The sequence below is a fragment of the Serratia sp. K1WW1 genome (assembly GCF_055790865.1).
The window spans coordinates 5264246-5278952 of the sequence record NZ_CM147697.1 but is presented as its reverse complement, the minus strand read 5'-3'; the positions used below and the strand labels follow the sequence as shown (position 1 = coordinate 5278952).

Sequence of the window (14707 nt, the reverse complement as noted above, 5' to 3'; positions counted from 1 at the left end):
CAAGGCTAAAGTCAGAACTTCTCAATAACGGTACGGCTGATGATTTCGTCCTGCACTTCTTTGCACAGTTCCACGAAGTAGGCGCTATAACCCGCTACGCGGACGATCAGGTCGCGATATTTTTCTGGTTCCACCTGCGCCTGCTTCAGCACTTCGTTATCCACGTAGCTGAACTGCATCTGGCCGTTGCCCAGAATGGACGCGGTACGCAGCAGGGTGATCAGCCCGTTCTTGCCTTCCGGGGTATCGAGCAGCCCTTTGAGGAACTTGAAGTTGTGCACCATGCCGATGTTCATGGTTTCGACGTTCATCTTGCTGACGGACTTGATGATGGCGGTTGGGCCCTGCTTGTCCGCGCCTTGCGTCGGGCTGATCCCGTCGGAGAGCGGCATCCAGGCCAGGCGGCCGTTTGGCGTTGCGGCGGTCAGCTCACCGATCGGCGTGTTGTTGGAAATCGACAGGGTGCCGTGGCTCAGCGTGGAGTAGAGCATCTTGTACTTGCGGCACTCGCGCTCGGTCCATTCGGTGATGTCCAGCGCGTACTGATCGACCGTGTCATCGTCGTTGCCGTACTTCGGCGCGTTCAGACAGTCGCGGCGCAGCTGTTCAAAGCCTTCAAAGTTGGCCAGCAGCGCGTCACGGATCTGCTCCAGGGTGTATTTACCATCCTGATAAACCAGCTTGCGGATCGCGGCCATGGAGTCGACATAGGTAGCCAGGCCGGAGAAGATCAGCCCTGGTCCGTGGTTGATCACCGCGCCACCGGCGGCCACGTCTTTACCCTGTTCCATACAGCCTTCCACCAGCAGCGACATCAGCGGTTTTGGTGCCACGTCGCGGTGGACACGCTGGCTGATCACGGTGCCGATAGCCGACAGTTTGACGATGTGCGCGATCTGCGCCTTCACCGCGTTGTCGAACTCTTCGTAGGTTTTCAGAGTGCTCAACTCACCGGTATCCAGCCCTTGATAGCTGTCGAACAGCACCATGCGGCCACGGTTGAGCACGAACTCGATGGCAATCGGCCACTGGGTATAACCGGTGGAGGTCCACTGATAGATGCGGCCAGATTTTTGCGGCTCTACGCAGCCCATCAGGCAGTAGTCGCGCGCGTCTTCAAAGTCGAAGCCCTTGCGCAGCATCATCTTGATGTGCGAATCATCAAAGTGGCAGGCCGGGAAGCCCATACCTGCTTTCACCACGTCGACGATCTTCTCCATATACTTCTGCGGTGATTGATTGTGGATACGGCAGGCCAGAGATGGCTGGTACACTTTGACAAAGCGTACGGCGTCCATGATCAGGTAGGTCAAATCGTTACAGGCATCGCCGCCGCTGCGCTTCTGCCCGCCGATAGTCAGGTTGATAAACGGCTGGTAACCGGCGAAGTACTTGGCGCCCAGTTCGCTGGACATCCACATCAGTTCGGCACACTTGATGATGAAGGCCTGCAACAGTTCCAACGCCTGTTCCTGCGTCAGGCGACCAGATTCGATATCGGCCTGGTACATCGGGTAGCAATACTGATCCAGACGGCCCAGCGACAGCCCGGTCTGGTTCTCTTCCACTTCAAACAGCGACTCTACCGTCCAGATGCTTTGCAGCGCTTCTTGCAGGGTCTTCGGTGGGTTGGCTGGGACGTTCTCGTTGGTTTCTGCGATGGTCAGCAGCTCGGCACGGCGTGCCGGGTCTTGCTCAACGGCTGCCAGTTCACGGGCCTTGTCGGCGATGCGCTTGGCGTAGGCCACCACGCCGTCACAGGTTTCAATGGCCGCTTTGTAGAAGTAGATCTTGTCGATATCCGCCGGGTTTTCCATGCTCAGCGCCGCGAGGTGCTGTTGGGCATCGGCCTTGATGCCGTTCATCCCTTTGGTGAACAGCAGGATGTCGTAGCCTGGGCAGGTGTCGCCGCCGCCGTTAATCTGGTGGTAGGAAAGATCGCTGACAAAGGTTTCGCCGCTGAAGGCCCAAACGCCCGCTTCGCGGTACTGTGCTTCACAGATCTCATCGAGCGAACGGCCTTCCCAGAACGGTACGATCTCTTCACGGATCGTCTTCTTGTCGGCCTCGGAGATAACGAACGGATCCTGCGGGCGGGTGCCCATGGTATCCAGCTCGTCACGTACCCAGCGCCAGGCGATATCCGGTGAGAATGCCCCAGCACGTGGTTTGCCGCACGGATGGCCGACGATCAGCTCATCTTGCTGGATCAGGATTGGCGCGGTTTCACAGGCGGCACGGAAAGACTTGGCGCGCAGCAGAATGGTTGGCAGACCCGGGTTGTTTTTCGCCATCTCGGTAAAGGTGATGGCGCGATAGATAGAGACGCTAGGGCGAGCATCGAGGTAGTTGTCACGCAGGCGTTGCAGGCGCGGCGTTAGCCCTTCCATCAGTTTATGCGTTGCCACGTCTTGCGCCGAGGCTGCCACGAACGGGGCCGATGGCGCACTGTACTGCGGGCGAGCACCCGCCTGGCCAGCAAACAGTTTTACCTGCAGGTTGCTGTTGAGCGTCATCAGGTTGCTGCGGGCTGCCAGCAACATAGCGGACAGATCGTTGATCACCAATGCAGGATCGTCGAGGCGCACGCCGTGCAGCATGGCGTCAAACATCGGGTAGCCATCCAGCTCACGTGGTGCGCGCACTTCGGAAAGCTCGCACAGCTTCAGCCATAGGCACTCGACGATTTCATAAGCCTGCTCCGGCGTCAGCACGCCACGGGTGACGTCTTGCTGATAGAAGCTGTACAGCAGCTTGTCGAAGCCGCCTGGATAAACCGCGTAGCTGCCGTTTTCCAGATGCAGCGCCAACTGGAAGAAGTAGAACGACTGGCAAGCCTCTTTAAAGCTGCTTGCCCCGTAAGCCGGGACTTTTTTCAGCATGGCAGCCGCTTCCTGCAGCTCCGCCTTGCGGTAAGGATGGTTTTCTACCGCCGCCATGTTTTCGGCCTTGCTGGCCAGTTTCTGCGCCAGATGCATCGCCGCATTGCAGGCGTAGATCATGGCGCGGCATTGGTTGACCTCGTCCAGCCCGGAACGGCTGACGGCGCTGCCGATGCTTCTGGCACGGTCTTCCATTTCGGCCTCGATGGCGAACAGCCCTTTGGTGATCACCGCCAGATAGTCCGGTGAGGTCTGGCCAAAGGCGGTGAAGGCCGAAGGACTGCGCAGTTCGCTTTCGCTGTGGAACACGGCGGCGCGCGGTGTGGAGGATTGGCTGCCGATGATCAGCTCATCGGGGCCGATGTAGCCGGGCAGTTGCTTGACCAGCTCATTGAACAGCTTGGCATTCTTGACCAACTGCGGCATGCCGGCCACATCGCCACCCAGCGTTTCCAGAATGGCGGCACGTTCGGTGCTGATGGTGCTGTTTTGGGATAAGAGTCTTTCTGCCAGCAGTTTTACGCGTGGCGTCAGTGAATAATGGGCCATGTTCAAATCTCTCCTGATGTCCTGCGGCTTTCACACAAATTGGCAAAATCCGTTGACTGTAATGAGTGCGTTATTGAAGCTGTACCGGGCCGCCGCTGTAGGCGAGGCGGAACAGTTTCTCCAAATCTGCCGCGTTAACGTCGCGCGGGTTGGTTGGCGTGCAGCTGTCGTGCAACGCCTGCGTGGCCAGTTCGCCAAGGCAAACCTGGAAGCGGTGTTCCTCCACCCCTGCGGCTTGCAGATTGGCCGGTAGCTGCATTTCCTGTTTCAGCGTTTCGATCGCCACCAGCAGGCTATTGACGCCATCGCGTACCGAGGTGCTTGGCAGCCCCAACAGGCGCGCCAGGGCGGCATATTTGTGCGCGGCCGGGGTGTCGCAGTTGCCGTCAACGTCGGCATTAAAGGCGACCACCGAGGTCATCAGCAGCGCATTGGCTCGGCCATGTGGGATACCAAACATGCCGCCGAGGGCGTGCGCCAGGCTGTGGGTAATGCCCAACGATGCGTTGGTGAACGCCATCCCGGCCATGCATGAAGCGTTATGCATTTTTTCCCGCGCAGGCAGGTTGCTGCCCTGTTGGTAGCAGGACAGCAGGTGGCCGAAGACCATCTGCACCACTTTTTCGGCCATCGCATCGCTGAAGTCGCTGGCCTTGCGGGAGACGTAGGCCTCCAGGGCGTGGCACAGCACATCCATCCCGGTATCGGCGGTAATGCTGGCCGGCACCGACTTCACTAACTGAGGGTCGAGGATGGCGATGTCGGGCAGCATGAACTCGTCCACCAACACCAGCTTTTGGCTGCGGGACTTGATCACCGAGAAGCTGGTGACTTCGGAACCGGTACCGCTGGTGGTGGGGATGGCGACAAAACAGGGCTTGCTACGGCCGCTGTCTTTACGGCAATGCCACAGCGCAAACATCACCGCCTTGGCGGCATCAATCACCGAGCCGCCACCCAAGGCAATCACCAGATCCGGGTAATCGTCATCCATCAGCTTCATGCCGCTGACGATGGCGGAAATATCCGGGTCTGAGGCCACTTCGTCATACTGACGGCAGCGGATCTGCTGCTGTTGGAGCAGGCTGGTTACCCGCTCGGCCAAGCCAAACTTCACCATCGCCTGATCGGTGACCAAAAACGCCGAGCGTCCAGGCAAGCTACTCAGAGCGAGCAGCGCATCCTCACCGAAATGGATTTTTGGCTTAATCAGAAACTCATTCATGCCTACTTCCTCTTACTCTTAACGCTCCCGGTGAACCTTCTCGACAATGGCAACGATCGACATGGCCTTGTAGCGGTCTTTACTCAGTGCGAAATACTCTTCCACCAACACCAGATCGTTTTCACCGGCCCCGACGCTGTCGACGGCGACGTAGGTACGATCTTTGATGGCTTCCAGGTCGTCACCCAGCGCCGTGACCAGCAGCAGGTTACTGCCGCGTAGTTCGTCACTTTTCTGTGTGGCCACCACATGGCCGGTTACCTTTGCGAGGATCATGTTTTCACCCTTGGTTGATGTGTTACCGGGACAGGCGTCCAAGCACTTCCGTAATGATCCGTTCGACGTTTTCTTCGGTGATGTCATTGGCTGCGGCGTTAACCACTGCGCGGGTGACCGCCCCGAAACGATCGTCGCCCTGGGCATACATCGGTGCCGGTGCGGTCTGTGGGGCTACCGCCACCGTTGGAGCTGCAAAGCGGTTATCGTCGAAGATGCTGGTGCTATGGTTGGTTGGCGCACTGCACGGCTGAGCTGCTGGTTGTGGTTGGCGCAGATCCTCGATGCTACGAACGCCATAGCCGACTTTACGTACGTTCAGCAGGTTCATCGGGCCGACGTTGTCCGAGCTGGAGCCGCCACCAACGGCACCGCAACCGAGCGTTAACGCAGGTATAAGATTCGTGGTTGCGCCAATGCCTCCAAGCGCGGCGGGCGTATTGATCAGGATGCGGTGCACCGGTTTCTGTAGCGCAAACTCGCGGATCACCTGCTGGTTCTGGGTGTGAATGACCAGCGTATGCCCCAGGCCTTCGTTGGTGAGTAGCTCCACCACGCGGTCACAGGCGCTCATCCAGTCTTCTTCGATGTACAGCCCCAGCACCGGGCAGAGTTTTTCACGGGCGTAAGGGTTTTTACGCGAGACGCTGTTTTGCAATGAAATCAGCACCCTGGTGGTCGCAGGTACGCAGAACCCGGCGCGTTCGCTGAGGTAGATGGCGGTTTTGCCCACCACTTCAGGATTAATCATGCCGTTCGGGCGTAACAGGATATTGGCCAGGCGGGCAGACTCATCGTCGTTCATGAAGTAGCAGCCCTGAGCCAGCAACTCGCGGTGTACATCCTGATAGATGCACTTTTCCACGATGATCGACTGCTCAGAGGCGCAGATCACGCCATTATCGAAGGTCTTGCTGGTGATGATGTCTTTCACCGCCTGCTGGATATTGGCGCTGCGTTCGATAAACGCCGGGCCGTTGCCTGGGCCACCACTGATGGTTGGCGTGCCGGAGCTATAGGCCGCACGGACCATGCCTTCGCCGCCAGTAGCCAGGATCAGCGCGACGTCTTTGCTGTGCATCAGGGCTTTGGTGGCTTCCAGCGTCAGCTGGGTCAGGCCGTCAACGATACCCGCAGGGGCACCGGCCTGGAGCGCGGCCTGCTTGACGATCTCAATCGCCCGCTGGCTGCACTGGCGCGCATTAGGATGCGGGGAGAAAATAATGGCGTTCCCGGCCTTCAGCGCGATCAGCGTTTTATAGAAAATAGTTGAGGTTGGGTTGGTAGACGGCACCAGGGCGGTAATAACCCCTAACGGGACGCCCACGTCCATCACTTTATTCTGCTGGTCGTCACGAATAATACCGACGGTTTTTAAAACTTTAATATGCTCAAAAACTTTTTCAGAGGCGAAAATGTTTTTTAACACCTTGTCTTGCCAATTGCCGAAGCCGGTTTCTTCATGGGCCATCTTCGCCAATTCTTCGGCATGCCTGGCCGCTTCGCTGGCAATATGTTTAATAATGCCATCGATCTTTTCCTGTGAATATTTGGCAAACAGTAATTGTGCCTGTTTGGCATTTTTAATCAGCGTGCGTGCCTGCTGAATGGATTGTAAATCCGGATCTAATGTGGTCATTAGTCTATTCCCCTGAATAGGAGTTTAATTTTTGACTTGCTGCAATCGGGTAGAGTACTTATCTGCCACCGCCGGTGATCAGGCAGAATTACGCCTTATGCTGTGAGGCGATTTTCTCAATATCATTATGTGGGCGTGCAATAACCCGGGATGAAATTACTTCACCAATCCGGCTGGCGGCTTCAATACCGGATTCCACCGCCGCGTTAACGGCACCCACGTCGCCTTTCACCATCACGGTGACCAGGCCGGAGCCGACGTTTTCATAGCCAATCAGTTCAATATTGGCGGCCTTACACATGGCATCGGCGGCTTCGATGGCTGGCACCAACCCTTTGGTTTCGATCAATCCGAGTGCATCTTTCATCAGTGAATTCCTTGTTATTCGGTGATTTTGTACTGCGAGATGATTTTCTGGATATCGTTATGCGGGCGGGCAATGACCAGTGAGGTAACCACTTCGCCAACGCGTTTGGCCGATTCGATACCGGAATCTACCGCTGCCTTGACCGCGCCCACATCGCCTTTCACCATCGCGGTAACCAGGCCGGAACCGACGTTCTCATAGCCGATCAGCTCCACGTTGGCCGCTTTGCACATCGCATCGGCGGCTTCAATACAGGCCACCAGCCCTTTGGTTTCAATCAATCCTAATGCGTCACCCATGATCCGTTCTCCTTGATGCGTCGTTACGCTTTGTGCTTAATCACGATTTTGTTGATGTCGTTGTGTGGGCGGGCGATAACCAGTGAAGTCACGACTTCACCCACGCGTTGTGCGGATTCCACGCCGGAATCGACGGCGGCTTTTACCGCACCGACGTCGCCTTTTACCATGGCGGTGACCAGGCCGGAACCGACGTTTTCATAGCCGATCAGTTCGACGTTGGCCGCCTTACACATGGCATCCGCCGCTTCAATACAGGCCACCAACCCTTTGGTTTCGATTAAGCCTAATGCATCACCCATTGTTGTTTCCTCCATAAAGCCGGTTTATGAGTTGTCATCTGCTGTGCCGTTCGGCCATGAGGGGATCAAGGTTTCCGACGGCTAAGGGCACTATACCCCTCTGGTTGTCATTCAAAATATAAATTCATTAATCGACATCTATTTAGTTTTTTGTTCCAAAAATAAGCGTAAATTTATCCTTTTTTTATCTGTTTGCTCTGATAATCAACCCGATAATAGTGCTGCTCCCTGGTGGAATTTGCCCGATTTTGGCATTCACTTAAGGGCGAAAAATAATGTTAAATCTATGGTGATCAAATGGGTTTTTTAGGTAGCGGAGCGGCTTGCAGACTGTGGGGTAGCGCAGGTTTTTGCTGTGGCTGTTTGAGGGGCTTCACGTGCTACATATTGACCGCCGTTGTTACTGATAGCACCGTACTGGCTCCCTCTCCTTTTTGGGGTGAGGGTTGGGGTGAGGGGAAATAGCGATCGCCGAATAACCGGCAGGCATTATGACTATCAGGGGCGTTTTTTGGGGTAATGAGAGGCAGGCCAGAGGCTTATGACAAGGGGGAACGGGCGTTACTCTAACTGGCTGCCGGGTTTTAACGCGCAGATAAACAGTGGGGAGTTGATCGAACTGAGCAGCACGGTGTCGGCATTGATTTTCCCCATTGCCAATTGCAGGCCGTCGTGGCTGTCTGACATTTCCCGCATAAAGTAATCAAAGATCACGTCGGGTGATTGGTCGATAGAGGACTTGCTGGAAACCCAGCGGTTGATCTGATAATAGCGAGCGCCGGGGGAAACGCGCTTGCTGGTATAATCAAACTGTACGTAGCGTTGCAAATAAAGCCAGCCTGCCTCGGAGTCTGAATATCCTTCCACCACGATGGAACCTTTACCTTTGGCATTAAAGTTAAAGTGAATATTGACGTTAACGGATTCAGTGACGGTGTCTTCAAAATGCATAATGGCTTTGGTTGAGCAGTTTAAAACATCATCGCGCCGGATAACATTCTGCTTAACGGTGATAAATAGTGAGACCAGTAGCAATATGATAGAGACGGCAAACAGCCTTCTCCCCCAGCCCATTGTTTTCATAATTTATTTCCATGAATAATAAAAATAGTTATCGCAGTAGCTGAATGTATTATCTTGATGTTTGGCACAGTGTGCGAGAAACGTCCGACCTAAACCGTTGGATTGCAGCTTATCACCATAAAAGAACAGAAAACGTTCGTCTTTATCATACTTGATGTTCTTTTTTTGTTTGACGGCAATAAAGTTTTTCAGGTAATTCTCGCGCATTCTTGGATTTATCATGGTGTCGGTGGATAACACCTCAATGGGGTCCTGCGCGACGGGGGTGAAGGTGAGAGGGGTCAGGCTGCCGTTGTTACTCCACGACCAGCCGATCAGCGCGATGGCCAACAGCGATATCATCGCCCCGGCATAGCCCCAGTAGCGATCGTTGCTGGTGATGGCCGCCGCTACCGGCGTTGGTTCTGGAGCTATCTCGGCAGAGGATTCATGTTCGCTGGCATGTATAACCGGATGCACCAAGGAATCATCGATCACCTCGATCGTCAGCTCTGGGTTGATTTCCAGCCGGCCCCGGGCCACGGTGACGATCACGTTCTCAATGCCATAACGGCGGAAGGCTTTACGCAGGATGCTCAGGTACTGGTTCAGGTTGCTGTTGGAGGACATCAGCCCGTTGTCGTCCCAGACCCGTTGCATCACCGTATCGCGGCTGATCACGCCAGGATGCTGGATCATGAAGAACAGCAGGGCGTTGGCAGTGATGGTGAGCTGGCTATCTGACTTGCCGCCGTCGTCCAGCTTTAGCGAGCCTTCGGTGGCGTCATAAATAAGAAAGGCATTAATTTTGTATTTCATTATCGCCCCTGGGTGATTGGCTGCCCGCGAACCGCGGAGGTTAAAGCTCCTCGAAGGTCATTGCCGCCAGCCTCGTCACCAATGCAAGCCGCTCTTCCGGCGTCATAGTGACTCCTTCCGTGAGTTCAGAAAGCCATAGGCCGTCTGCACCATAGCGCACCAAGTTACCTACGTAGCTGCGATCCAGTTCATCGGCGTTGGCCAGATGTTGCAGCACCCAGTCCCGCCAGCATTTACGCAACACCATTTCATGCGGCATGGCCAGCGACAGCAGGGCCAATTGACGGCTGGTGTCGCTTTCACTGATGCCTGCCAGGTACATCAGATAGGCCCGGGAGAAGCGCCCGCGTGGGTTATCGTCCACGGCCATCAGCGCCATAATGCCGCGATCCATCACGGCCAGCAGGCGAATAAACAGCGCGTGGATCAGCTCCTGCCTGCCGGGAAAGTGGTGCAGCAGCCCGCCCTTGCTGACCCCAGCCTGTTTGGCGACGGCGTTTAACGACAGCGCGGCAATCCCATCTTTGGCTGCGATGATACTAGCGGCTTCCAGCAACTGCTCTTGCAGCCGTTCCGGGTCTTTTTTGCGATGCACGTGGGTATTCATGCGGCGATCATACCGACCAGCCGGTATGTCATTTTTGATCGAGGTCAATCCGCTTCCCCTAAAGGTCTGACCAATCCTGAATAATGATATGTAGGTCAAACTATTTTAGTTATCAATGAATTAGGAAAGTTTTTGCTAGCTTTATCGGGGGGCTAACTGGAGTGTTAAGGCTGACAAGTGGCTCGGACGGCTCCCTCTCCCTGTGGGAGGGTTGGGGTGAGGGGCGTTCGCGGTCGCTGATGAACTCAATTTAGAGTAAGAAATGAGCAGAGTAAGCCGAGAAAATCGACGGGTGACGTTTTTTTCAACATTCAACTCGTTGAATGCTTGATAAGTGTTGCGCGAGGCAAGTGGGAAGGTATAATGCCCACGTTTTCCGCATACTACTTCAGTGCCGAAGTGGCGAAATCGGTAGACGCAGTTGATTCAAAATCAACCGTAGAGATACGTGCCGGTTCGAGTCCGGCCTTCGGCACCATTAGTCAGTACGCAAATCAAGTCGCCTTCGAGCGGCTTTTTTTGTGCCTGAAATTCGGCCCCCGTAAGGCTCCTCTCGCTTTTTCAATCAACCTGATTCAATCTACATCAACTACTGATGCGGGTAGCCTGATGCTTTATGAGCAGTTTGGCGATTTGGAGTTCAAATACCGTAACAGGGAGTTCTGGTGCCGAGGGTATTACGTTGATACGGTTGGGAAAATACAGCCAAGATACAAGAATACATAAAATACCGACTGGAAGAGGATAAAATGGGCGAGCAATTGTCGATCCCCTATCCGGGTAGCCCGTTTACGGGATGTTAAGTACCCCATAAATGCAAATGTCTGAGCGCGATGCGCCTGTTTGGGTGCGGTTGGCAACAGAGCCTTGTATGCGCATATGAAAAACCTCCGGCATAGCCGGAGGATATTTTTTTGATTTATTGGATTAAAAGCCCTTTATATAAATTTTCTTTAATTTCTAGCTTGTCTTTTTTTATTTTTTCAATTAGCTCGCTATATTTTTCGAGCGTATTATCCAACTCATCAAGCCACGTGTTTAATGTATGCTGAGTCATTAACGGCGGAAGACTAACTTCAACATCTTTTATTTGTTTCGTGGTTAAGTATTGTTGAGCAGTGCCAACTGCAAGCTTCCTTAAGTTTATAATTGACAATAATTTAGCAAGATAGGGGGTTAGAATTTCATTAGGCGACATATTCTTAAGAATCAATGAGTTATTTGTCACCCAAATATCACCTTGAACATACCGAACATTACCACAAAGAGCGCCAACTTTACCAATAATAATGTTTTCACCATATTCCATTGCCTCATTATTATATCCAATAATTCCGTTTCCACCATATACAGGGATCGGACCTTCAGATAGTAGTTTGTTTTTTTGTAATAAATTACCAGATTTTATTTTTGCGATGCTACCTATTTTTATTTTTTCAAAACTATATTCGTGAGTGTACGATTTTATTGTTTTTTCTAAGGATGTTATTCTTTTCCTTAATAAATCAAGCTCGATTAGTAATAATTCATTACTATTTATTGTTTGTTCAATATTATATATTGAATCGCTAAAAAAATTATATGAGTTTCGCTCTTTATCTTTTAAGAGTAAGTTATAAGGTATGATGGTTTCACTCACATCTATAAACCATGAGTGTTCAGTTATTTTCCTTTCTTTTGCTAATTTTAAAAAATCAATAAAATCATCTTTTTTTATTGTATTTGCACGTGAGTATTTCTCACCCTTATTTAAGTTGTAAAAATATATTTTCTTAGTAGGACCAGAGTTACTAATGAAGAGAATACATAATTTTACGCCGGTATAGGGGAGCAGCGCACCTGACGGTATAGATAAAATACATTCTAAATTATAACGTATAAAAAGCATATCTTTGAGAGCAATACATTCTTTGCTCAAATCATATAAAAAACGCTCTGGTAATATTATGGCTGCTTTGCCATCAATATTGAGAGAGTCCATAACATGTTCTAAGAAGTAGTAGTCTAGATTAGGTCCTTTGTAACGCTTATCAATATGAATGTTATCTAAGCCATTCTTTTTTCCGAATGGAGGATTAGTCAAAACAAAGTCATATTTTTCGTAGAGTTTACTTTTCTCTAAACTGTCCATCAGAATAATTTCAAAACTTAATTCTTTATTCATTAATAAGTTGACGATTGAAATAAGGCAGGCAAAAGACGATGTGTCATGTCCAATAAGTGAGTAACTGAATTTTTTATTTTTGTTTTTCTTTTTTATATACTTTCCTGATTCCATCAATAAACCTGAAGTGCCACATGCTGGATCATATATTGATTTTCCATCTGAAGGTGATAGCATTTCAACCATGATTTGCACCAAAGCTGGTGGGGTGACATATTCACCAGAACGGCCAGATTCATTAACCATCCTAAGAATTAAGGACTGATAAGAATTTGCATGTAGATAAAATTCATCGAGTGAATCTATATATGAAAGAGAATTCGCTAGATATTTAACCATTTCCGAGTCGTTAATATTATCAATTAAAAAATCAATCTTACTCATGATTTTTTCATGAACGTCATAATTGATGTTTTTTATTTTTTTCGAATGAATAAAATTTTGATACAATTGTTGATAATGAAATTTTATTTCATTGATGTTGTTAGCTGATATGTTTTTCGTATCGATAGCAAGTACCCTATTTTCATCAAGATATAGCTTGATATAATGTAAAAAAACAAATAGTGAAATTAGTTCTACCGCTTGCTCAGTATTTCTTATTGAGCTTCTTTTCTTAACAATTGTAAGTAGTTCTTCGAATAAAGAGGTGTTCATTTAAATTTCTCCACCAAAAAGTTGTACATATTCTCGATGTCATTACTGATTTCATTAGGCGGCATTAGCTCAATGTATGAATAAAGTTTTGATTTATCTAACCCTAATTCATCAGAATCTATTATTTTGGTGATATAAGGTTTAACATTAAGTTGACGTATTGAATGATTGTCGCCTGAATCATTTTCTTTTAAAAAACAATTAGCAGGAAGGTCTCCATTATTTACTTGCTCGATAAGTCCGTGGTGAGACAATGCAGTATAAGACAATAGGTAGTTTTTTATTTCTCTTCTTTTCCATGCAAGAAGATATATTTTAATTTTATTTTTGTTTTCCAGTGTTGTTAAATGCTTAGAATATTCGCTTCCGCTGACCTGGACGCCATCTTTCATATAGTTGATCGGAGCCTCATCTTTGTCACAGATCATGAATATTCTTTTGACTTTTTTAGATGAATTTATATTTAAAAGAGACTCAATCCACTCTAGTTTGGGTTTTGCGAATTTTTGACTTAAATTATCATAGCCAGAGGACTGTTTTATGGCATGAAGTTCATCTAGCTTTGACACATCAAGACCTTTTTTCTTTGCTAAGGCATAAAATATTGTCCAGTCATTATAATCATCCATCAAGACAATGTTTTCTAGTTTGCAGCATACTTCGAACTGTACGTCTGTAATTCTTGTTAAGACAGATAAACGATCTATTATAGTTTTGATTTTATCATCTTCTTTTATTTTTCCTTTATCAACGATTTTTAAATTTTTAAAGCTATTCTCAGTAGCTGTAATTGAGTCTAGTAGGTGTGTGGTCGTTATCGCGTAACCGTTGATATTATGTAGTCGGTGCCATAAGAGCTCAATATTCTTATAATGTAAATGAGAGTCTATCTCATCTAGTAAGAATAAAGTATTAGTACTATCAAAAAGATCAAGTAGAGAGTATAAAAAGAGAACTTGATATTCTCCGTCGCTGATGTCATTTAGCTCGATATTATTTTTAAACTCCAGCAGTAATGATGGTTTGATTATAAAGTAATCATTATCGGCTGCTTGAGTGAAAAATGTAATGATAGGATCAAAAAAGGAGTCTTCTGCTTCCTCAAATGAAGGATTGAAGAAATTTGAATGGTTTAGCAAGATCTCTTGAACTTCAAGTGGAGACTCAAAATCATAATCAGCATTAACAATATTATTAATGAAACTTTCCAAAGTTCTGTGATAAGCTGAATATCTCAAGGTGTTTTCAATACCTTGCTCTTCTTGCGTCAGAGCCATTTTTACTCTATTAACGTAAGCCGAATTTATTCGGACTGTTAATGTAAGATTACTTGATGTGTCATCACTTTTATCATCTGATACATCAATATAGCCTTTCTCATATAAAAAATTTCTAACAAGACCATCTGATTTGCATATTGTGGATATAAATATTAGCAACTTTGACCATGATTTATCGTAATAGCAGCAATCTAAGTTAAGTCCTCTATTCGCTTGTCTTTCATGAGAGAGATAATCAGAGAAATATGTTGAGTATTTCTCATTTTGTCCTGAGGAGAAACAAACAACCTTTGTTTCTGGGAGATATTTTTTCGTTAAACAATTAATAAAAACAGATTGCAAAACTGAAGATTTTCCCGCACCATTTTCGCCAATTAACGCTGTGACCTTTTCAAAAAAAACATCTTGCTCTTTATCATGTAAAGTGTTTTTTGGTAAAATGATTTGCATTTTTATGGTTCCACTTTTTTACAAAATGCTATGCACAAGCCATTCTTAAATTTTTACTACCCTTTAAACCAACCCACCACAGTCTCAACCAAATCATCTCTAACAATATTACTGTAACAATGTATTTAT

The 14707-nt window shown here is 48.9% G+C and carries 12 protein-coding genes, 1 tRNA gene and 1 pseudogene; 2 read left to right on the top strand and 12 right to left on the bottom strand.

Translation table 11 applies throughout. The annotated features are described in order from the left end of the window. Positions 1-11: 11 nt before the first annotated feature. The 10 genes from cutC to ACX9GU_RS23810 form a co-directional block, all read right to left on the bottom strand. The gene (cutC, locus tag ACX9GU_RS23855; protein WP_473193141.1) at positions 12-3431 is read right to left on the bottom strand and encodes a choline trimethylamine-lyase; all 3420 of its coding nucleotides are present in this window, start codon (positions 3429-3431) and stop codon (positions 12-14) included. A 70-nt stretch (positions 3432-3501) separates the two neighbouring features. Beyond that, the gene (locus tag ACX9GU_RS23850) at positions 3502-4656 is read right to left on the bottom strand and encodes a 1-propanol dehydrogenase PduQ (RefSeq protein ID WP_473193140.1); all 1155 of its coding nucleotides are present in this window, start codon (positions 4654-4656) and stop codon (positions 3502-3504) included. An 18-nt stretch (positions 4657-4674) separates the two neighbouring features. Further along, positions 4675-4932 carry a EutN/CcmL family microcompartment protein gene (locus ACX9GU_RS23845; protein WP_021179125.1) on the bottom strand — a complete coding sequence of 86 codons (258 nt, stop codon included), beginning with the start codon at positions 4930-4932 and terminating at the stop codon, positions 4675-4677. A 22-nt stretch (positions 4933-4954) separates the two neighbouring features. Then, positions 4955-6571, bottom strand: coding sequence for an acetaldehyde dehydrogenase (acetylating) (locus tag ACX9GU_RS23840; RefSeq protein WP_473193139.1), 1617 nt, complete (start codon positions 6569-6571; stop codon positions 4955-4957). Between the two features lie 88 nt (positions 6572-6659). Then, positions 6660-6938 (bottom strand): BMC domain-containing protein, encoded by a 279-nt coding sequence (locus tag ACX9GU_RS23835; protein ID WP_021179127.1) that lies wholly within the window; start codon positions 6936-6938, stop codon positions 6660-6662. Positions 6939-6952: 14 nt separating this feature from the next. After that, positions 6953-7237 (bottom strand): BMC domain-containing protein, encoded by a 285-nt coding sequence (locus ACX9GU_RS23830; protein ID WP_021807825.1) that lies wholly within the window; start codon positions 7235-7237, stop codon positions 6953-6955. 23 nt (positions 7238-7260) lie between these two features. Continuing rightward, positions 7261-7539, bottom strand: a complete 279-nt coding sequence (locus tag ACX9GU_RS23825; protein ID WP_004249182.1) for a BMC domain-containing protein — start codon at positions 7537-7539, stop codon at positions 7261-7263. Positions 7540-8100: 561 nt separating this feature from the next. Then, positions 8101-8622, bottom strand: a complete 522-nt coding sequence (locus tag ACX9GU_RS23820; RefSeq protein WP_179249590.1) for a FidL-like protein — start codon at positions 8620-8622, stop codon at positions 8101-8103. A gap of 3 nt (positions 8623-8625) precedes the next feature. After that, positions 8626-9420: a winged helix-turn-helix domain-containing protein gene (locus ACX9GU_RS23815; protein WP_473193138.1), complete on the bottom strand. Its 795-nt coding sequence runs from the start codon at positions 9418-9420 to the stop codon at positions 8626-8628. A gap of 40 nt (positions 9421-9460) precedes the next feature. Beyond that, on the bottom strand, positions 9461-10027 hold the full coding sequence (locus tag ACX9GU_RS23810) for a TetR/AcrR family transcriptional regulator (RefSeq protein ID WP_473193137.1): 567 nt from the start codon (positions 10025-10027) through the stop codon (positions 9461-9463). A 393-nt stretch (positions 10028-10420) separates the two neighbouring features. Here ACX9GU_RS23810 and ACX9GU_RS23805 point away from each other — a divergent pair. Next, positions 10421-10505, top strand: a tRNA-Leu gene (locus tag ACX9GU_RS23805). 125 nt (positions 10506-10630) lie between these two features. Continuing rightward, a pseudogene (locus tag ACX9GU_RS23800) lies at positions 10631-10830 on the top strand (transposase); the annotation flags it as partial. Positions 10831-10946: 116 nt separating this feature from the next. Here the strand turns inward: ACX9GU_RS23800 and ACX9GU_RS23795 are convergent. Next, the gene (locus ACX9GU_RS23795; protein ID WP_473193136.1) at positions 10947-12848 is read right to left on the bottom strand and encodes an N-6 DNA methylase; all 1902 of its coding nucleotides are present in this window, start codon (positions 12846-12848) and stop codon (positions 10947-10949) included. Next, the gene (locus tag ACX9GU_RS23790) at positions 12845-14578 is read right to left on the bottom strand and encodes an AAA family ATPase (protein WP_473193135.1); all 1734 of its coding nucleotides are present in this window, start codon (positions 14576-14578) and stop codon (positions 12845-12847) included. The genes ACX9GU_RS23795 and ACX9GU_RS23790 overlap by 4 nt, the downstream gene beginning before the upstream one ends. Positions 14579-14707 lie beyond the last annotated feature (129 nt).

What these genes read in the sequence shown, in the direction of transcription:
- cutC (WP_473193141.1), bottom strand. Translation starts at nt 3,431, where the DNA reads ATGGCCCATTATTCACTGACGCCACGCGTAAAACTGCTGGCAGAAAGA.
- ACX9GU_RS23850 (WP_473193140.1), bottom strand. Translation starts at nt 4,656, where the DNA reads ATGAATGAGTTTCTGATTAAGCCAAAAATCCATTTCGGTGAGGATGCG.
- ACX9GU_RS23845 (WP_021179125.1), bottom strand. Translation starts at nt 4,932, where the DNA reads ATGATCCTCGCAAAGGTAACCGGCCATGTGGTGGCCACACAGAAAAGT.
- ACX9GU_RS23840 (WP_473193139.1), bottom strand. Translation starts at nt 6,571, where the DNA reads ATGACCACATTAGATCCGGATTTACAATCCATTCAGCAGGCACGCACG.
- ACX9GU_RS23835 (WP_021179127.1), bottom strand. Translation starts at nt 6,938, where the DNA reads ATGAAAGATGCACTCGGATTGATCGAAACCAAAGGGTTGGTGCCAGCC.
- ACX9GU_RS23830 (WP_021807825.1), bottom strand. Translation starts at nt 7,237, where the DNA reads ATGGGTGACGCATTAGGATTGATTGAAACCAAAGGGCTGGTGGCCTGT.
- ACX9GU_RS23825 (WP_004249182.1), bottom strand. Translation starts at nt 7,539, where the DNA reads ATGGGTGATGCATTAGGCTTAATCGAAACCAAAGGGTTGGTGGCCTGT.
- ACX9GU_RS23820 (WP_179249590.1), bottom strand. Translation starts at nt 8,622, where the DNA reads ATGAAAACAATGGGCTGGGGGAGAAGGCTGTTTGCCGTCTCTATCATA.
- ACX9GU_RS23815 (WP_473193138.1), bottom strand. Translation starts at nt 9,420, where the DNA reads ATGAAATACAAAATTAATGCCTTTCTTATTTATGACGCCACCGAAGGC.
- ACX9GU_RS23810 (WP_473193137.1), bottom strand. Translation starts at nt 10,027, where the DNA reads ATGAATACCCACGTGCATCGCAAAAAAGACCCGGAACGGCTGCAAGAG.
- ACX9GU_RS23795 (WP_473193136.1), bottom strand. Translation starts at nt 12,848, where the DNA reads ATGAACACCTCTTTATTCGAAGAACTACTTACAATTGTTAAGAAAAGA.
- ACX9GU_RS23790 (WP_473193135.1), bottom strand. Translation starts at nt 14,578, where the DNA reads ATGCAAATCATTTTACCAAAAAACACTTTACATGATAAAGAGCAAGAT.